Genomic DNA, 17,507 nt, shown 5'->3' with positions numbered 1-17,507 from the left:
GGGAGAAAACAAGATCAATTCGGGGTATAGCGCAGTCTGGTAGCGCGTCTGCTTTGGGAGCAGAATGTCGGGAGTTCGAATCTCTCTACCCCGACCAAGTTTTGCGCTTGTAGCTCAGCCGGATAGAGCATCGGCCTTCTAAGCCGAGGGTCGCAGGTTCGAGTCCTGCCAAGCGTGCCATTGCAAATTCACGTTATGGTGAGCGTAGCTCAGTTGGTAGAGCCCCGGATTGTGATTCCGGTTGTCGTGGGTTCGAGCCCCATCGTTCACCCCAGTAAAATCAGCGCCTTGCAAGTGTTGCTCTCCGCTTTAAAAAGCCATCAGGCATCTTAATAGATTGCTGTTGCTGGCGTCGCCTTCTAAAAAACAAATCCCTCCCTGTAAAGCCTACACGCGGTGCTCTAATAAATTAGGTCTCCCGTAACTGCTCTGCGGCAAAGCTGTCAATTGTCGATGGCAAATCAAAAGGTAACCTCTGAATTTTCGGCGTCAGCATTGGTAGATGACTTTTGCGTTTTGTTGCTGTATCGCAATGTATTGTTAACAAATAGCTTATTCAACTCCCTGTAGTCGTATATTCTTCGATGCATGGTATCTGATTCTGCATTCGCCAACATTGGGTGCTAATCCGAGAAGCGCTGGATGAGCGGCAACGCCGGTTTTTGGCGGCTGTGGATGCCAAGGTTCTGGGGTGTGACGTGTTTCCCCTGCGCTTTTGCTTGACATGGCTGGCGTAGACCTCGGCTGGTCTTGAGCCGTGCCACTCCAAAGCCGCATATGGGCTTTGCCATTCAATGCCGGTGCTTTCTAGCGTAACGAGTTCCGGCTGAAGCGACGCATCCATTGCCATCTCGCGCAGCTCTGTTTAAGACTGCCGAACTCGCCCTAGTTGTTTTCTGACACCACACAAACTGTGAGCTTAGCTGAGCCACAGCCCAACGGGGTATGTTAGGTGTCGGGCTCTAGCTTCTTAAAAGTTAATCGACCTCTTTCCGCCGCCTCTCGCACAGCATCTTGCATTCGCCGGGGCGATGCGGCAGTTTCATGATCGTTCCGTGAAGTGTTTTGGCAAGTAGTAGCCAGATAGAAAGCTGAGCATTGGACGGGCAAGCGATGCCGGGCCATGTGCATATGCTGATCTTGCAATCGCCAAAAATTTCGATGTCGCAGATTATTGACGACATCAAAGGCAAGAGCGCGATTCATTTGCCCAGGCTCTAACGCGAGAAAAAGCGCGACTTCGCGCGGCAGCATTACGGGGCGTGACGGTATTTTGTTTAGATGGCCGGCAGGGGGGGGGGGGGGCGATGGATCGGGAAAATTTCCGGCATCAAGGGCAGGAAGACCCGCGAATGGCGTAAATACACCTTTGGCCACGAGTCGCCACCGATTGGTAGTTAACGATAAGGACGCGCGTTAGTGGTCGCATTATAAATTTCCCGGCCTTGCGGAGGATTTTTACTATCCTTAATTGTCAGTTAACTGAGGCGCATACTGTCACGCTAGATATTACAAGTTAACGAAATTATTCGATGATTTTCTTAAATTAAGAGGGTTGTGCTATCAGTAGCATGGTAAATCACGTGGATCACTCCCTAACGCCTTTACAAAAAGCCTTTTTGGCGATTGAAAGATTACAGGCTAAGTTAGAACATTATCAGCGCTCGCAGACTGAGCCGATTGCCGTTATCGGTATGGCTTGCCGTTTTCCGGGAAAAGCCGACTCCGTCGAGCAATACTGGCAAATGCTGCAGGACGAAGTGGATGCGGTCGGTCCCATCCCTAAAGAGCGCTGGGACCATTCTTTATTTTTCGATCCTAGCGGTGAAAGGCCGGGTAGCACCTATGTCGGCGAAGCGGCGTTTCTGCAGCAAATCGACGGTTTCGACGCGGAATTCTTCGCCATTCCTCCCCGCGAAGCCAACAGCCTGGACCCTCAGCAGCGCCTGTTACTGGAGCTCGCCCACGAAACCTTACAGCATGCCGGCATTGCCAGCCGACGCTTGAAGAACAGTCAAACCGGTGTATTTATTGGTATCGGCCAGCAAGACTATTTACATTTATTACGTGAGTCGGGGGATATGGCCGGCGCCGAACTTTATACCGGTACCGGTAACGGATTTTGTTTTGCTTCGGGTCGGTTGTCTTATCAACTAGGTCTGCAAGGCCCTAGTTTTTCTATCGATACCGCTTGTTCTTCTTCGCTGGTGGCTCTACACCAAGCGTGTTTAAGTCTGCGGACTCAAGAGTGCGATTTGGCCTTGACCGGCGGTGTGCAATTGATGCTGTCGCCCAGCGCATTTATATTGATGTCGGCCGCCAAAGCTTTGGCAAAAGATGGACGATGCAAAAGCTTTGCCGCCTCAGCCGATGGCTACGGGCGAGGCGAAGGGGCGGGTATGCTGGCGCTGAAACGTTTGTCCGACGCCCAACGCGACGGTGACCGAGTCTTGGCGGTGATTCGCGGTTCGGCAGTAGATCATGACGGTCGCAGCAGTGGCTTAACGGTGCCCAATGGCCGAGCCCAAGAAGCGTTGTTGCGAAAATTGCTGCAAACTGCCAATGCACAGGCCGACGAAATTGCTTATATCGAAACCCACGGTACCGGGACTTCGCTCGGCGATCCTATCGAGTACCAGGCCTTGGCCGAGGTATTGCGCAAACAATCGACCGAGCCATTATTGTTGGGTTCGGTGAAAACCAATATCGGCCATTTGGAAGCCGCGGCAGGAATCGCCGGTTTAATTAAACTGATTTTGGCGATAGGCCATAACCGGATTCCGGCCAGTTTGCATTTCGACCAGCCGAATCCGGCCATTCCCTGGCAGGATCATCCGCTGAAAGTCGCAACACAGGCTGCGGCCTGGCCGCTACCGTCCAAAGCGGGGATCGTCAGTTCGTTCGGCTTGAGCGGCACCAATGCCCAGGTACTCGTGGCGGCGGCCGATTGCCAGCAAACCGCTGTGTCGAGCGATGCGGAAGGCAGCTATTTGTTCAAATTGTCGGCCAAATCGGAACCGGCTTTGCAGGATTGGCTGGCAAGCCACCTTAAGCAATTGGCTACATTAAAAGCTGAAGACTTGGCGGATTTTTGCTTCAGCGCCAATATCGGCCGAGACGATTTTAATTGGCGACTGGCTGCGGTAGTCGATAGCGTCGAACAGTTGCAAGGGTTTTTACAAACCTCGTTGGCGGAAAAAACTTGGCAATCGAATCTTAAAGCGCCTATTGCACCGGTATTTTTATTCGCCGGACAAGGCAGCGTTAGAGCCGGTGCCGGATGGGCCTTATACAACGGGCAGCCGGTATTCAAGGCCGCCTTGGATGCTTGCGACGCCGAATTGGTTAAACAAAATCGGACTCAAGTTACGGAATTGCTTTATGGCGACCAAGCCTCGGTTCGTTTGGAGCAGACCGAGCACGAGCAAGTGGCTTTATTCGCATTGCAATACGCATTGGCCAAGATGTGGCTGTCGTGGGGGGTAAAGCCCGCCATGGTGTTGGGCCATAGCTTGGGCGAATATGCCGCGGCTTGTATCGCCGGGGTATTCGATTTGCAGGCGGCCTTGCGCTTGGTGGTTTGCCGAGGCCGGTTGATGCAGGCCTTGCCGGAAGACGGCGCTATGCTGGCCGTCTACGCCAATGAGGAACAAGTCCGTCAATTGCTCAGCGGTCTGGAATCCAAACTGGCTATTGCCGCGGTTAACGCCGACCAGCAGATTGTGGTGTCCGGTGCCGGCGAAGCGATTAACGACTTTACCGTGCGGGCCCGGCAACAGGATTGGTTTACTAAAGTCTTGCCGGTCAAGCGGGGTTTTCACTCGCCCCAGATCGATAGCATGTTGGCGGATTTCGAAACCTGTTTGCACGGGATTGCCTTCAATAAACCGCAATGGCCGTTTATTTCAACGCTGACCGGCAAAGCGGAAAGCGAAGTCTTGCGTAGCGTCGACTATTGGCTTCGGCATGTCAGGCAGCCGGTTTTATTCAAACAGGCATTGACGGCGGCCGCGCGACTAGGTGCTAATTTCTTTATCGAATTTGGCGGTCGGCCGGTATTGAGTAGCCTGGTGCAACAAACGAATCTTGCCGGCGCGTGTTCCCTGGATGCCAAGGGCAACGACTGGCGCGCCTGCCAACAAGTCGCGGCGGTTTTATACCAAGCCGGCCACGACTTGGATTGGCCAAGCGTTTACCAAGGCCGGCGCCGGCGTTTGCTGAGTTTGCCGAATTATCCGTGGCAAAGACAGCGCTATTGGTTCAGCCCAAGACCGGCTAAAGCTGATGTCTCGCTAGGCGAGAGCATCCATCCGATGTTGCAACAAGCGATAAAGACGCCCTTTTGGGCGGGTGATTTGTACCAAGGCCGGATGGCTTGCCGGCATTTGCCGTTCTTACTCGATCATAAAGTCTTCGATCGCGTGGTGGTCGCGGGTGCGTGTCACTTGTCGGCCTTGATTGCGGTCGGCCGGGAGCGCTACCCGATGTTGGCGTTCAAGATCCAAGATATCGAGTTTATCGAAGCCCTGCAACTGGCGGAACAGGAACAGCGCTTATTACAGCTGGGACTGACGCCGCTGGGCGAGCGGCAATATCAAGTTAAAGTGATTAGCTTGTTCGACGAAAAGCCTGCCGAGTTTACCGAGCATCTGACGGCGTCGATGGTAGCGGCCCCGGCTAACTTCGCCGATCTGGATTTGCAGGAACTGCGCCGGCAATGCCCGGAGTCGGTTGACGTGCAAAATTTCTACCAATTGCTGACGCTGCAACACGTGCAATTGGGCGAAAGTTTTCGCTGGTTCGAGCAATTATTCAAAGGTGAACATCAGGCTTTGGCCAGGATTCGTCCCTTGACAGCTCAGGATAAGACCTTCGGACTGCCGCCCGGACTCATCGATGCTTGCTTTCAATTGTTAGGCGCCGCCGTGCCGGAGCAATACACCGAGACTTACATACCGGTAGCGGTCGAGCAATTGCAATTGGCGGCGGAAAACCGCTTGACCCAGTTATGGTGCCATGCGTGCTTGACGGATGGGGAAATCGGCCGGCAAGGCAGCATTCAAGGCCGGGTGACATTATTCAACGAATCGGGGCAAGTCCTTGCCGAATTATCCGCCGTTAGCTTGCGTAAAGCCGACAGCAATGCGATGCGGCAAGCCTTGACGGTGGAGAAAAACGCTTACGCCATCGTTTGGCGTCAAACCGAGGCGCTGTCCAAGGCGACAGTAGAACCGCTTGCTTCGCGTTGGCTGGTGACAGGGAATGCCTTGGCCAAAGCCTTCGCCGATACGGCGGCCTGGGCGCAATGGCTGGGTTTTGACGGGTTTATCGCCTCGGACCTAAACGCCGAAGGCGTTTTGTTGTGTTTGGATAGCGCTTCGTTGGCCGAGAATATGGCGTCGCAAGCGGCACAAAACGCCGTTGTTTTATTGCGATTTTTGCAAAAGGCCGCCGCCATCGGCGAACGGGCCGGGGTCAAAATAGCGCTGTTAAGCCGCCAAGCCAGGCCGGTTAATGATACAGATGTGCTCGATCCGACTCTCGAGGGCTTATCCGGGTTATTGCGTAGTTTTAACCACGAGTATCCGCTAAATCCTTGCCAATGGTTGGATTGGGATGAAACCCGGCTTACCGCCGAGCATGTCGTGGCAGTTTTAACGCGTCACGCGCAAGAAACCGAAATCGCTTTACGCGGCGACTCTTGTTTTTCGCCGCGGTTGCATACGTTTAGCGTCGCCCAAAAACCGGGTTTTAGCGCGCGGGGCACTTATTTACTGACCGGCGGTTCCGGGGCTTTGGCGCTGCAAACGGCGCACTGGTTGGCGGAAAAAGGCGTCGCTAAACTGGTGTTAGTCTCGCGCCACGGCGTTCGGGACAGCGGCAAAGACCGGTTAGAGGCGATTTTGCGTTTGGGCGCCGAAGTGATCGAGCTGAAAGCCGATATTGCCGATGCGCAACAAGTACAAGCCATTTTGACTGAGCATGGCGAAGATTTACGTGGGATTTTCCATGCCGCCGGGGTGTTGCAGGACAGCGTTGTGGCCAATCTAGATAGTGAACGGCTGGCGCAAGTGCTGAAACCCAAAGTGTTTGGCTTATGGAATTTGCATCGTTTTAGCCAGGGATTGAACTTGGATTGTTTCGTGGCCTATTCCTCGATGGCGGCTTGGTTGGGCGCGCCCGGACAAGGCAATTACGCGACCGCTAACGGGTTTATGGATGCCTTGATGCAATGGCGGCGGCAGCAAGGCTTGCCGGGCTTGAGTATGGGCTGGGGGCCTTGGGCCGGCGCGGGCATGGCCGATATTCAAACTGCCGATAGTTTGGCTTTGGCGGGGATCGGCAAATTAAGCGCCGAGCAAGCGTTTGCGTTTCTCGAGCGGCTTTTGTCCGACAATCGAGAGCGTCTTCCGGCGCCGGTCGGTTTATTCAATGTCGATTGGCGGCACTTCAAATTTAACCGTTCGTCGTTGACCAAAGCCTTCGAGCCGGTTGAGCAAAACCGACAGACCCTGGCCGAACAGCTTGGCCTGTTGCCGCTCGAGCAGCGGCGGCGGTTTTTGCACCGGCATTTGACCGAGCATGTCGCTGCCGTGCTTGGCTTGCACGACCTTGGGCAATTGGCTGCGGGAATCGGGTTTGCCGAGTTGGGCATGGATTCTTTGATGACGCTGGAATTACGCAATCGTTTGCAAAAATCCACCCAGACGGCTTTACCGTCCACGCTGGCGTTCAAATATCCGTCGGTCGACGAATTATTGGCATATATCAGCCTAGAGGTTTTCCCGGCGTTGTTCAGCGAGCAGGCCGGACAGGAAAAGTCGCCGACGGAAGCGTTTGATCAGGAAGAAGAGGATATTGCGGTGCTGTTGGAGCGGGAATTGTCGAAATGGGAAAGCGGACAGAGCGATGACTGAGTCGGAGAAACAACAAGCCTTAATGCGCAGAGCCTTGGACGAGTTGCGCGAGTTGCGCGGCCAGTTGGCCCACTATCAACAGGCCGCGCACGAGCCGATCGCAGTGCTGGCGATCGGGTGCCGCTTTCCCGGCGCTTGCGATTCTCCCGAGGCTTTATGGCGGTTTTTGGCCGAAGGCAAAAATGCCCGTGGCGAAGTACCGGAACAGCGCTGGTCGCTAGCCGAATATTATGCCGAATCCGCTCAAACGCCCGGCAAAATCAGCAGCCGTTACGGCGCTTTTTTAAGCGATATCGACCGCTTCGATGCCGATTTTTTTGCCATTGCCGCTCGTGAAGCCGAACAGATGGACCCGCAGCAACGCATATTGCTGGAAACCAGCTGGCAAGCTTTCGAACGCGCCGGCATTCATCCCAAAACCTTACGCAATAGTCGTAGCGGGGTGTATATCGGTTGCATGACGCAGGAATACGCCGAGCTGATCAAGGACGACAGCGCCATCGACGTGCATACCGGTACCGGCAACGCGCCGAGTATTCTGGCCGGTCGCTTGGCCTATTATTACGGTATGCAAGGCCCGGCGATGGTCATCGATACCGCGTGTTCTTCATCGTTGTTGGCGGTGCATTTGGCGGTGAAAAGCCTGCGCGGCAACGAAATCGATATGGCCTTGGTCGGCGGCGTTAATTTGCAGCTATCGCCGCGTGCCGCGATTACCGAAAGTCAGGCGATGATGCTGGCGGCGGACGGCTTGTGCAAAACCTTCGATGCGAAGGCCGACGGCATCGGTCGTGGCGACGGTGTTGGGCTGGTGGTATTGAAGCGGCTTAGTGATGCGTTGGCGGCAGGCGATCCGATTTGCGCAGTGATCAAGGGCAGCGCCGCCAATCACGACGGCCGTAGCAGCGGTTTGACCGTACCCAGCGAACGGGCACAGGAAGCCGTATTGAAAGCGGCCTTGGCCGATGCGCTGTTGACGGCGGCCGATGTCGGTTATATCGAAGCCCACGGCACCGGTACGGCCTTGGGCGATCCGATCGAGGTCGGCGCCTTGAACAGCGTCCTGGGCGGCGATAGAGCCGAGGTCAATCCGCTTTATATCGGTTCCTTGAAAACCAATTTCGGTCATATGGAAGGCGCGGCGGGGATTGCCGGTTTGATTAAGGCCGTCTTGATGTTGCAACAGCGCATGCTGCTGCCGCATTTAAACTTTACCACCCCCAGCGCCCATATTCCTTGGCAGGCGATACCGCTGAAAGTGGCGACAAAGTTCGAGGCGTGGCAAGTGGAGGAAGGACAAACGCGGATAGCCGGCGTTAGCGCCTTTGGTTTGAGCGGCACCAATGTGCACGTATTGCTGGCGGAAGCGCCGGCTCGGAATGCGGAACACCCTGTCGAACGGGGCCGGGGTTTGGTGCTAAAGCTCTCGGCCAACAGCGAGGCTTCCTTAACGGCGCTGGCGGCGGCATATCAACACTGGCTGGCTGCGCACGATGCCGATTTACATGCGGTGTGTTATCGCGCCGCCGTTAGCCGGGCGGATTTGAAACACCGCGCGCTGATCGTCGCCACCGATCGACAGCAGATCGAACAGGCTTTGTCGGCGTTAGCAATAGGTCGGGACGATGGGCGTTTATACCGCTCCGGGCAAGGCCGGCAAAAGCCAAAATTGGCGATGGTGTTCAGCGGTCAGGGTTCGCAGTATCCCGGCATGGCCCAAGATTTATACCGGCGCTGGCCGGTTTTCAGGCAAACCATCGATCAATGCGCCGAATATTTGCAAAAATCGTTGCCTATACCGCTGCAGCAACTGTTATTCGACAGCAGCGACGCGCAATTGCAACAAACCTGCTATGCGCAGCCGGCCATTTTCGCGGTCGATTACGCGCTGTTTCGCCTATGGCTGTCTTGGGATATCGAGCCGGATGCGGTGATGGGGCACAGTCTGGGCGAATACGTCGCCGCTTGCGTTGCCGGCGTATTCAACTTGGAACAGGCTATAAGCTTGGTGGCCGCCAGGGCGCAACTGATGCAGCAAGCACCGGCCGAAGGCGCGATGCTGGCTGTCGCGGCAGGCCGCGAAGAGGTTGGCAAGTTATTGGCGGCTAACTGGCCGGAGTTGGACATCGCGGCGGTCAATTCGCCTAGGCATTGCGTCTTGGCGGGCTCTAGCGTACTGATCGAGCAGGCTAGGCAATATTTTTCGGAGAGTGCCGTACAGTGTACGCCGCTAGCGGTCTCGCATGCTTTTCACTCCCGGATGATGGAGCCAGTATTACCGGCGTTGAGGCGGATCTTCGAACAAGCGGCGTACGGCAAAGCCTTCATGCCGTTGATGTCTAATGTCACCGGACGAATCATCGGCGATGACATCGTTTGGGCCGATTATTGGCTGCAACATTGTCGGCAACCGGTCGCCTTTGCCGACAATGTGGGCGCGTTACGGCAATTGGGTTGCGACGTGTTTTTGGAATGCGGAGCGAAGCCGGTTTTGGCGCCGATGTTGTCGGCCAACGCGATCGAGGCGGAGCGGATATTTGCCAGTTTGCAGCCCAAGCAAGCCGATAGTGTGCTGCATTGCGCCGCCCGCTTATATACCTGCGGTTTTGATTTGAATTGGCAAGCGATTTTCGGCCAAGAGCCTAATGTGTGTTGCCCGCCGCTACCGGTGTACCCTTTTTCCGGTAAACGTTATTGGCTGCCCGACAGCGCGTTAAAAAGTAGACGAGTAGAAACAACGCAAACCTTATCGCCGTTACTGAGCAAGCGTTTGGAGCTAGCCGATTCGGAGTCGGTTTATTTCGAAACTTGGCTGGCGCCGAGGGAACAGGTTTATTTGAGCGAACACCAAGTCTTCGGCCGGCTATTGGCACCGTTCGCGGTGTTGCTGGAAATATTGTTCGAAGCCGGACAACAGTTGAGTAAATCGTCGGCCCTGGCGCTGAAAAATCTGCGGATCGAACGGCCTTTGCTTTTGTCGCGGGATAGCGAAACTCAGTTGCAAATTAAGGCTAAGGCCGTCGGCGGCCAATATCAACTCGGTATTTTTTCCCGCTTGGACGCTGCCGGCTGGCATCGTCATATCAGTGCCGAAACCGATGTTTGCATGAGCTTTACCGATTTCGAGGCGCCGGCGGCTGGCGACGAGCGGCAACGCCTAGCAGCGGACAAGCTCTACCGGCAATTTCGGCAAAAAGACATCGTGTACGGCGAGACCTTTAAGGTGCTGGAGAGCATTGAGATCGCCGGACAGACGGTCTTTGCCGGCTTTAAACCCAGAGCATGTGAACCGGGACATCTCTTGCATCCGGCTATTTGGGATGGTTGTCTGCAAACCGCCGGCATAGCGGTCGGCGAAACCGCCGGCGACGAAACCTGGCTACCGTTCGCGGTAGAGCGTATCGATTTTTACCGGCCGCTCGAGTTTAGCGGCTCATGTCTTGCCAGATTGTCGTCCAGAACAGACCGGGCTTGTCAGGTCGATGTGATCCTGAAAGACCGTGATAACCTGACATTGGCTATGCAAGGCGTCAGTTTTCAGCCATTAGCCAAACAAGCGTTGGCGGTAGCGGCGGATCAACGGCCGGAGGATTGGCTTTGTCGGCCGGGTTGGACATTGCTAGCCGATACCGACCTGACCGAACAGCCGGCTGGCGAGCACGTATTGTGCATCGGCACGGCAACGGCAAACCGCTTGCTGGCTAAATTAGGGACCCAAGTCGTGGGCTTGAGCTTGATGAGTCCCGAACAGTTGCGAGATTCCGGGTATTGGCGGGATTTTTCACCAAGCTCGACATCACTGCATTTGGTTTATTGCGCCGAAGACTTTTTAGGCGAAGAGGACAGCAGCGTCTGTTTAGGCTTTTTAACGTTGGTTCAGACGTTGGAAATTCGGAATATCGCGGCTAAAGTCACTCTGCTGACTCGGGGAGGTGCTGTGATCGACCTCGAGGCCGTTTGCCCGAAACAAAGCGCTTGCGTGGCTTTGCTTAAGACCGCGGCACTGGAGTTTCCGCAGCGGATTTGGCAAGCATTGGATGTAGACGCTATCGATACCGCCGAAAATGGCAAGCTGGCGCGGTTGTTGTCCGGCATCAGCGGCGAACAACAGTTGGCCTTGCGGGGCGGGCAATGTTATGCCGCGAGATTGTTGCCTTGGCGTCCGGAAAACCGCGCGGCATTAACCATAGCGGCCGACAAGACGTATTTGGTTACCGGCGGTTCCGGCGCCTTGGGCTTTGCGGTCGTGGAGTGGCTGGTTGAACACGGCGCGGATAGCGTGCTGATTGCCAGCCGCAAGGGCTTAACCGCCATCGACCCGTTGAAGTTGCAGGCATTGGCAGCTCAAGGCGCGAAAATTATCGGAGTCGCGGCCGACTTGGCGCAAGCGGAAGGCGTCAGCGCTTTGATGGCGCAATTACAGTCCTTGCCGCCCTTGGCAGGCATTGTCCATGCCGCCGGCGCATTGAGCGATGCGTCTTTGTTGAAGATGAATCAAGCCGATTTCGAGCGGCCTTGGCGGGCTAAAGTCAGCGCGTTGCGGTTTTTAGATCAATCGTTCCCGGAACTGGCGTTTTTCGCGGTGTTTTCATCGTTGGCCGCATTGACCGGGGCGCCGGGGCAGGGCAATTATGCGGCGGCCAATGCCTATACCGATGCGCTGATGCTGAACCGAAAACAGCAAGGTTTAGCGGCGTTGACAATTAACTGGGGCGGCTGGAGCGGCGAGGGCATGCTGGCCGGCGCGGCTGAGGCGATGGCCGAAAAAGGCTTGGCCCTGATTCAACCGCGGCAGGGCTTGGCTTTATTCGAGCGTTTGTTGACTGAAGATTTACCGCAGGCGGCGGTGATGCCGGTGGACTGGCCGGCGTTTTTTGCCGCCTTACCGTTCGAGGTGCCGAATTATTATCGAACGATGGCGGCTAACGAGGCTGGCCACGATACTCAGTCGGAGAGTTTGATTCAACAATGGCGGCAAAGCGACGCTGCCCGGCGGCCGGCTTTATTGGAACAAGCCGTGCGGCAGGGAATCGCCCAGGTGTTGCGGAATCCGGAAAGCCTTGGGTTGGCGCCCCGGCAGCGTTTGTTCGATATCGGCTTCGACTCTTTATTGGCGATGGAGTTAAGCCGAAAATTAGGCCAGACGTTGGAATTGCGACTGGCCTCGACTATGCTTTTCGACTATCCGACCATTGAGGCGCTGTTGGCTTATCTTAGTCAACAGTTGGCAACGGAATTCGGCGCGGAAGAGGAGCCCTTGAGCGACAATCTCGACGATTTTTCGGAACAGCAGCTTTCGGCTTTATTGGAACGGCGTTTGGCGGCTATGGATTGAAGATGACCGAAAAGAGCGAACCGAAAACCGATTATCGAGCCTTGATGCTGGAGGCGTTGCGCAAGATCGATGCCTTGGAAGGAAAACTTAAAACCGCCCAACAATCGCGGGAAGCCATCGCCGTTGTCGGCATGGGCTGCCGATTTCCAGGGGCCGAGGGTTTGGCGGCATATCTGGATTTGTTGCGCCACGGGATGGACGCCATCGGGCCAATGCCGACTTGGCGTTGGCGGGTGGACGATTATTTCAATGCCGATCCGGAACGACCCGGGAAAATGTATGTCCGCGAAGGCGGCTTTATTGAGCAGCTGGATCGCTTCGACGCCGATTTCTTCGGTATTTCGCCGCGCGAGGCCATGGCCATGGATCCGCAACAGCGCTTGTGGCTTGAAGTCTGCTGGGAAGCCTTGGAGCATGCCAATATCGTTCCCGGCGATTTGTTTGCCACTCAAACCGGGGTTTTCGTCGGCGCCAGTAGCTTTGATTTTGCGGCGGTTATGGCCAAAAAATTGCCGTCGGATCAGGTCGATGCTTATCTGGGCACCGGCGCTTCGCTGAATATGTTGGCCGGTCGTTTGTCTTATTGGCTGGGTTTAACCGGGCCGAGCATGGCCATCGATACCGCGTGTTCCTCGTCTTTGGTCGCCGTACATAATGCCTGTCAGAGTTTGCGTGCCGGTGAATGCCATATGGCAATAGCCGGCGGCGTGAATGTGATTTTGGCGCCCGAAACTTACGTGGCTTTCAGCCGTGCAGGGATGCTTTCGGCGGGCGCACGGTGCAAGACTTTTGCCGAAGACGCCGACGGTTTTATTCGCTCGGAGGGCTGCGGGGCGGTGGTATTAAAACGTTTGTCCGATGCCGAAAAACAAGGCGATCGCATTTGGGCCGTGATTCGCGGCTCGGCTGTCAATCAGGACGGCGCCAGCGGCGGCTTGACTATTCCCTCCGGCCCGTCCCAGCAGGCCGTGATCAATGCCGCCCTGACGACCGCCGGGGTGAAGGCCGAACAAGTCGGCTATATCGAGGCGCACGGTACCGGAACGCCGTTGGGCGACCCGATCGAAATGCGGGCCTTAGCCGCCTGCTACGGTAAACATCCTGACCGCAGCCCGGTGTACATTGCGTCGGTCAAAACCAATTTAGGCCATTTGGAAGCGGCCGCCGGGATTGCCGGTTTGATCAAGACCGCGTTGTCGCTGCACGAAGCCGAATTGTTCCCGCATTTGCATTTCAGCCGCCCCAGCTCGCATATCGATTGGCAGGCCTGGCCGGTAAATATTCCCCTAACCCGCCAGGCTTGGCCCGCCGAAGGACAACCCCGGTTGGCGGCGGTCAGCTCGTTCGGTTTAAGCGGGACCAATGCTCATCTGATACTCGAACAAGCGCCGCCTTCCGAACCGATAGACGCAGGGGCGTCCGCGGGCGTAAACCTGTTGCTGTTATCCGCGAAAACCTTGCCGGCTTTGCAGCAACTGGCGTTCGATTATGCGACTCGGCTATTCGGCTCGGAAACTGCGGCGGTGGCCGATATTTGTTATACCGCCAATTCCCGGCGCTCGCGTTTCGCTCACCGTTTGGCCGTGACGGCCGATTCGGCGGCCGAGTTCAAGTCGCGTTTGTTGGAGTTTGCGGAGCAGGGCGCCGGTTTTTCAAGCTATCGCCATGTCTCGCGAGCCAAGCCTAAAGTGGGTTTGGCGTTTACCGGACAAGGTTCGCAATGGCCGGGGATGGCGGCGCAGTTGTACGACGTTTATCCGGAGTTTAGCCGGCAAATCGACTGCTGCGATCGGTTGCTGCGCCAGTTCAGTACCATCGATTTGAAGCGCTTGTTGCTCGAGCCATCGGCCGAGGACATTCATTTAAGTGCAAACGCTCAGCCGGCCTTGTTTGCCTTCGAATACGCCCTGGCCAAACAATGGCAAGCTTGGGGGCTCGCCCCTGTGTGCCTGGTAGGCCATAGCTTGGGCGAATACGTGGCGGCCTGTATTGCCGGCGTGTTCGATTTGGAACAAGGTTTGCGACTGATCGTAAAGCGGGCCGAACTGATGCAAGAAGCGCCCGGCCGGGGCGGCATGGCGGCGGTGTTTACGTTTGCCGAGCGCCTGCAAACGATGTTGGCCGACTTTCCAAGCTTGAGTATTGCTGCTTATAACAGTCCGGAAAATCAAGTGGTTTCCGGCGAGGAGGCCGAACTGTCCAGGTTTTTGCAAGTGTGTACCGAGCATAGCCTGGAATATCGCCGCCTTAACACCTCGCACGGTTTTCATTCGCCGTGCATGCAGCCCATATTAAAAGAATTTGCCGCCTGTTTTGCCGAGGTCGCGTTAAGCGCCGCCTCGATTCCGATGATTGCCAATTTGACCGGCGGCCTTGAAACGGCTTGCTACGCCCAGGTCGATTATTGGTTACGGCATTTGCGCCAGCCGGTGTTATTTCAACAAAGCCTGGATACCTTGGCACGGCAGGATGTGGATTTATGGCTGGAAATCGGTCCTAAACCGGTGTTGACCGGCTTGATCCGGCAACAGGCGACGAATGTGACTGCCGTTTCGGCTTGCCCCGGATACGAAAGCTCATTTAACCAAGCCTTGACCGAGGTCGTTGCTTCGGGTTTGGAATTGGATTGGCAATCGCTTAACGCCGGCCAACTGACGGATCTGCCCACTTACCCTTGGCAGCGCCAGCGTTATTGGCCCGATTGGTTCGAGTTTGACACGCTGCCGCCGGTTGACCGGCAAGGCCGTTGGCTGAGTAGTCCGGCCTTTGCGGAAAATAGCAGTGTTTACGCCTGGACATTAAGTCTTGCTAGCCAGCCTTGGCTAAGCGAACACCGGGTTTATGGTTTGGTTGTCGCGCCGCTGGCCTTGTTGATCGCCACGATTTACCAAGCGTTATTCAAGCGCGATGGTCACTCAGGCTTTGCGATCGTCGATCTGGAAATAGAACGTGCGCTGCTGATTCCCGAGCGTGAGTCTGTCGACGTGCAATGGATATTCAGCGGCGTGGGCGACTCGGCTGACTTGAAAATAGTCAGCCGGGAGGAAGATGGCGAGCAATGGAGGCAGCATCTCAGCGCCGCCTTGCAGCGCTTGGGCACAAGCATCGATACTGCCACCGTATCGTCAGGCTTGTCGGAACAAGGGGACGAATTCTCAGCTGAACAGTTGTATCGCTTGTTTGCCGAACATGGTTTGCAATACGGATCCCGTTTTCGAGGCATCGCCACGCTTTGGCAACAGCAAGGTCGGGCCGTTGCCCAGCTGAATCAGCAGCGGGTGGACGCTACCGCAGTGGATACGGTCGTACTCGATTCGGCGCTGCAATTGATGGCTGCGGTGTTCGAGCCGGACAGCCGGGGGTTGCGTTTGCCGGTACGTATCCGGCGGATCGAATGCTGGCGAGGGGATTTTGCCGAGAGTTGTTGGACTAGCGCTACCTTGAATGAATCAGGGCAGACCGATTTGGCGATTTTCAACGCTCAGCGGCAATTGCAGTTTTCGATTGCCGGCGTCGAAGTGGCGACTGTCAGCGAAAGTCGTGTGAAACAAATGCTGTCGCCCATGCCCGATTGGTTCTATCAACCGGTTTGGCGGCCGCATCGTGCCGTGGTCGGCCGGGGCGGAAAGTCCTGGCTGTTCATTGCCGGCCAAGACCAGCCGGCCTTGGTCGAGCCCTTAACCCGGCAAGGCCATCGGGTTAGCGTCGTCGCTTTCAATCAGCTTAGTGCTGCCGATTTACTCGGCGTCGATGAGTTGGTCGATTTGAGCGGTTTTTTAGCGGCGGATGGCGCGGCACATGCCATGGAGGCGCCGGGGCAGTTGTTGGCCTTGCTGCCGTTGTTGCAAGGCCATCGCCTGAATTTGACGCTGACGACCCGCAACGCGCAAGGCGAATTTTGCCGACAAATGAATTACGGCGGTGCCGCGTTGTGGGGGATGGCGGCGGTTTTGTTCCAGGAGCATAGCGAGCTGAAACCGCGCATCATCGATGCCGATAGCGCTGAGGCATTGCTAGCCGGCTTATTGGACAACAGCGGCGAGCAACGCTTGGCCGCGATAGGCGATCAACTATGGGCGCAACGATTGCAGCGTCATAAACCGCCGACCGACTCGCCGGTCGAGATCGATCAACACGCCAATTACTTGGTGAGCGGCGGTTTGGGCGATTTAGGGTTAACGACCGCTTGTTGGTTGATCGAGCAAGGTGCCCGTCATCTTTATCTGACCAGTCGCCGGGAGCATGCGCGGTTGCCGAGCCGCTTGCTGGATTTGCAAGGCCAATATGCCGATCTCGAGTTAATCGTAATGACGCTGGACGTTTGCGAACCTCTGGCCGTCGAGCGGCTGTTTGCTAACATCGAACATAGCGGCAGGCCGCTAAAAGGCATTGTGCACTGCGCGGGTTTTACCGACGACGATCTGTTGCTAAAGCAATCGGCGTTGCGGTTGGCACAATTGAATCGGGTCAAGTTACAAGCGGCGGTTTTGCTGGATCAAGCGTCCCGCAACCAACCGCTGGATTTTTTCTGGCTGTATTCGTCGTTGAACGCCTTGTTGGGCAATGTCGGCCAAGGCGCTTACGCGGCGGCCAATGCGGCGATGGACGCCTTGGCATGGCAACGCGGGCATGACGGCTTTCCGGCTCTGGCTATCGACTGGGGCCCTTGGCAGAGCGGGATACAACAACAGAGCAGCGATGCTGTGCGTACATTTTGGCGCCAATCGGGTTTGGGCTTGATTGATGGCGAACGCGCCGGAACGGTGTTGCAAGCGCTACTCGGCGGCCGCCAGACCGGGCAAGTTTGCGTGGTGAATTTCGATTGGCGGCAGGCCGCCAAGAGCGCGGGGCATGGCGCGGCGGAGGGATTACTGGCGGAACTGATGCCGGCTGTCGGCGTGGAGGCCGTTGACGGCGACGAATATTTGCGGGCTTTACGTTCCGCCGACTCAGAACAATCCAAGGCGATGTTGGGCGATTGGCTCAAGCGGCAATTGGCGGGAATCTTGAAATTATCGGCGGCGCAATGCGAATTGAGCCGCTCGCTGAGTTCTCTGGGTTTGGATTCCTTGGCCGCCGTGGAGTTACGCGCAGTCATGCGCAAAACCCTGCAAACCGAAGTGCCGGTCAGCCAGCTATTGCAGTGCGAAGGTTGGGGTTTGGTCGATTATCTGCAAGTGAACCTATCGCCGATAGAGCGGATTAAGACCGCCTCGATAGCCGAGGATGAAGATATGCTGGAGGGGGAAATTTGA

The 17,507-nt window shown here is 56.1% G+C and carries 4 protein-coding genes and 3 tRNA genes; all 7 read left to right on the top strand.

Annotation, left to right across the window (positions count from 1 at the left end; genetic code table 11):
* The first annotated feature begins 20 nt into the window (after nt 1-20).
* The 7 genes from ACQE3D_RS21100 to ACQE3D_RS21070 all read left to right on the top strand — a co-directional run bounded on the left by ACQE3D_RS21100 (nt 21) and on the right by ACQE3D_RS21070 (nt 17,507).
* Nucleotides 21-97: transfer RNA gene (locus tag ACQE3D_RS21100), tRNA-Pro, on the top strand.
* Nucleotides 98-103: 6 nt separating this feature from the next.
* Nucleotides 104-180, top strand: a tRNA-Arg gene (locus ACQE3D_RS21095).
* Nucleotides 181-198: 18 nt separating this feature from the next.
* Nucleotides 199-274: transfer RNA gene (locus tag ACQE3D_RS21090), tRNA-His, on the top strand.
* An 839-nt stretch (nt 275-1,113) separates the two neighbouring features.
* Nucleotides 1,114-1,221, top strand: a complete 108-nt coding sequence (locus tag ACQE3D_RS21085; RefSeq protein WP_409521127.1) for a transposase — start codon at nt 1,114-1,116, stop codon at nt 1,219-1,221.
* A 362-nt stretch (nt 1,222-1,583) separates the two neighbouring features.
* Nucleotides 1,584-6,917 (top strand): type I polyketide synthase, encoded by a 5,334-nt coding sequence (locus tag ACQE3D_RS21080; protein WP_313730578.1) that lies wholly within the window; start codon nt 1,584-1,586, stop codon nt 6,915-6,917.
* Entirely contained in the window at nt 6,910-12,252 is a 5,343-nt protein-coding gene (locus ACQE3D_RS21075; protein WP_313730580.1) for a type I polyketide synthase, read from the top strand. The genes ACQE3D_RS21080 and ACQE3D_RS21075 overlap by 8 nt, the downstream gene beginning before the upstream one ends.
* Nucleotides 12,253-12,254: 2 nt before the next feature.
* Complete coding sequence (locus tag ACQE3D_RS21070) at nt 12,255-17,507, top strand: type I polyketide synthase (protein WP_313730581.1); 5,253 nt, start codon at nt 12,255-12,257, stop codon at nt 17,505-17,507.

Source organism: Methylomonas sp. MS20 (assembly GCF_050275925.1).
Taxonomy (GTDB): Bacteria; Pseudomonadota; Gammaproteobacteria; order Methylococcales; family Methylomonadaceae; genus Methylomonas; species Methylomonas koyamae_A.
The sequence above is the reverse complement of the archived record's forward strand: the minus strand, read 5'-3'. Positions and strand labels throughout refer to the sequence as shown.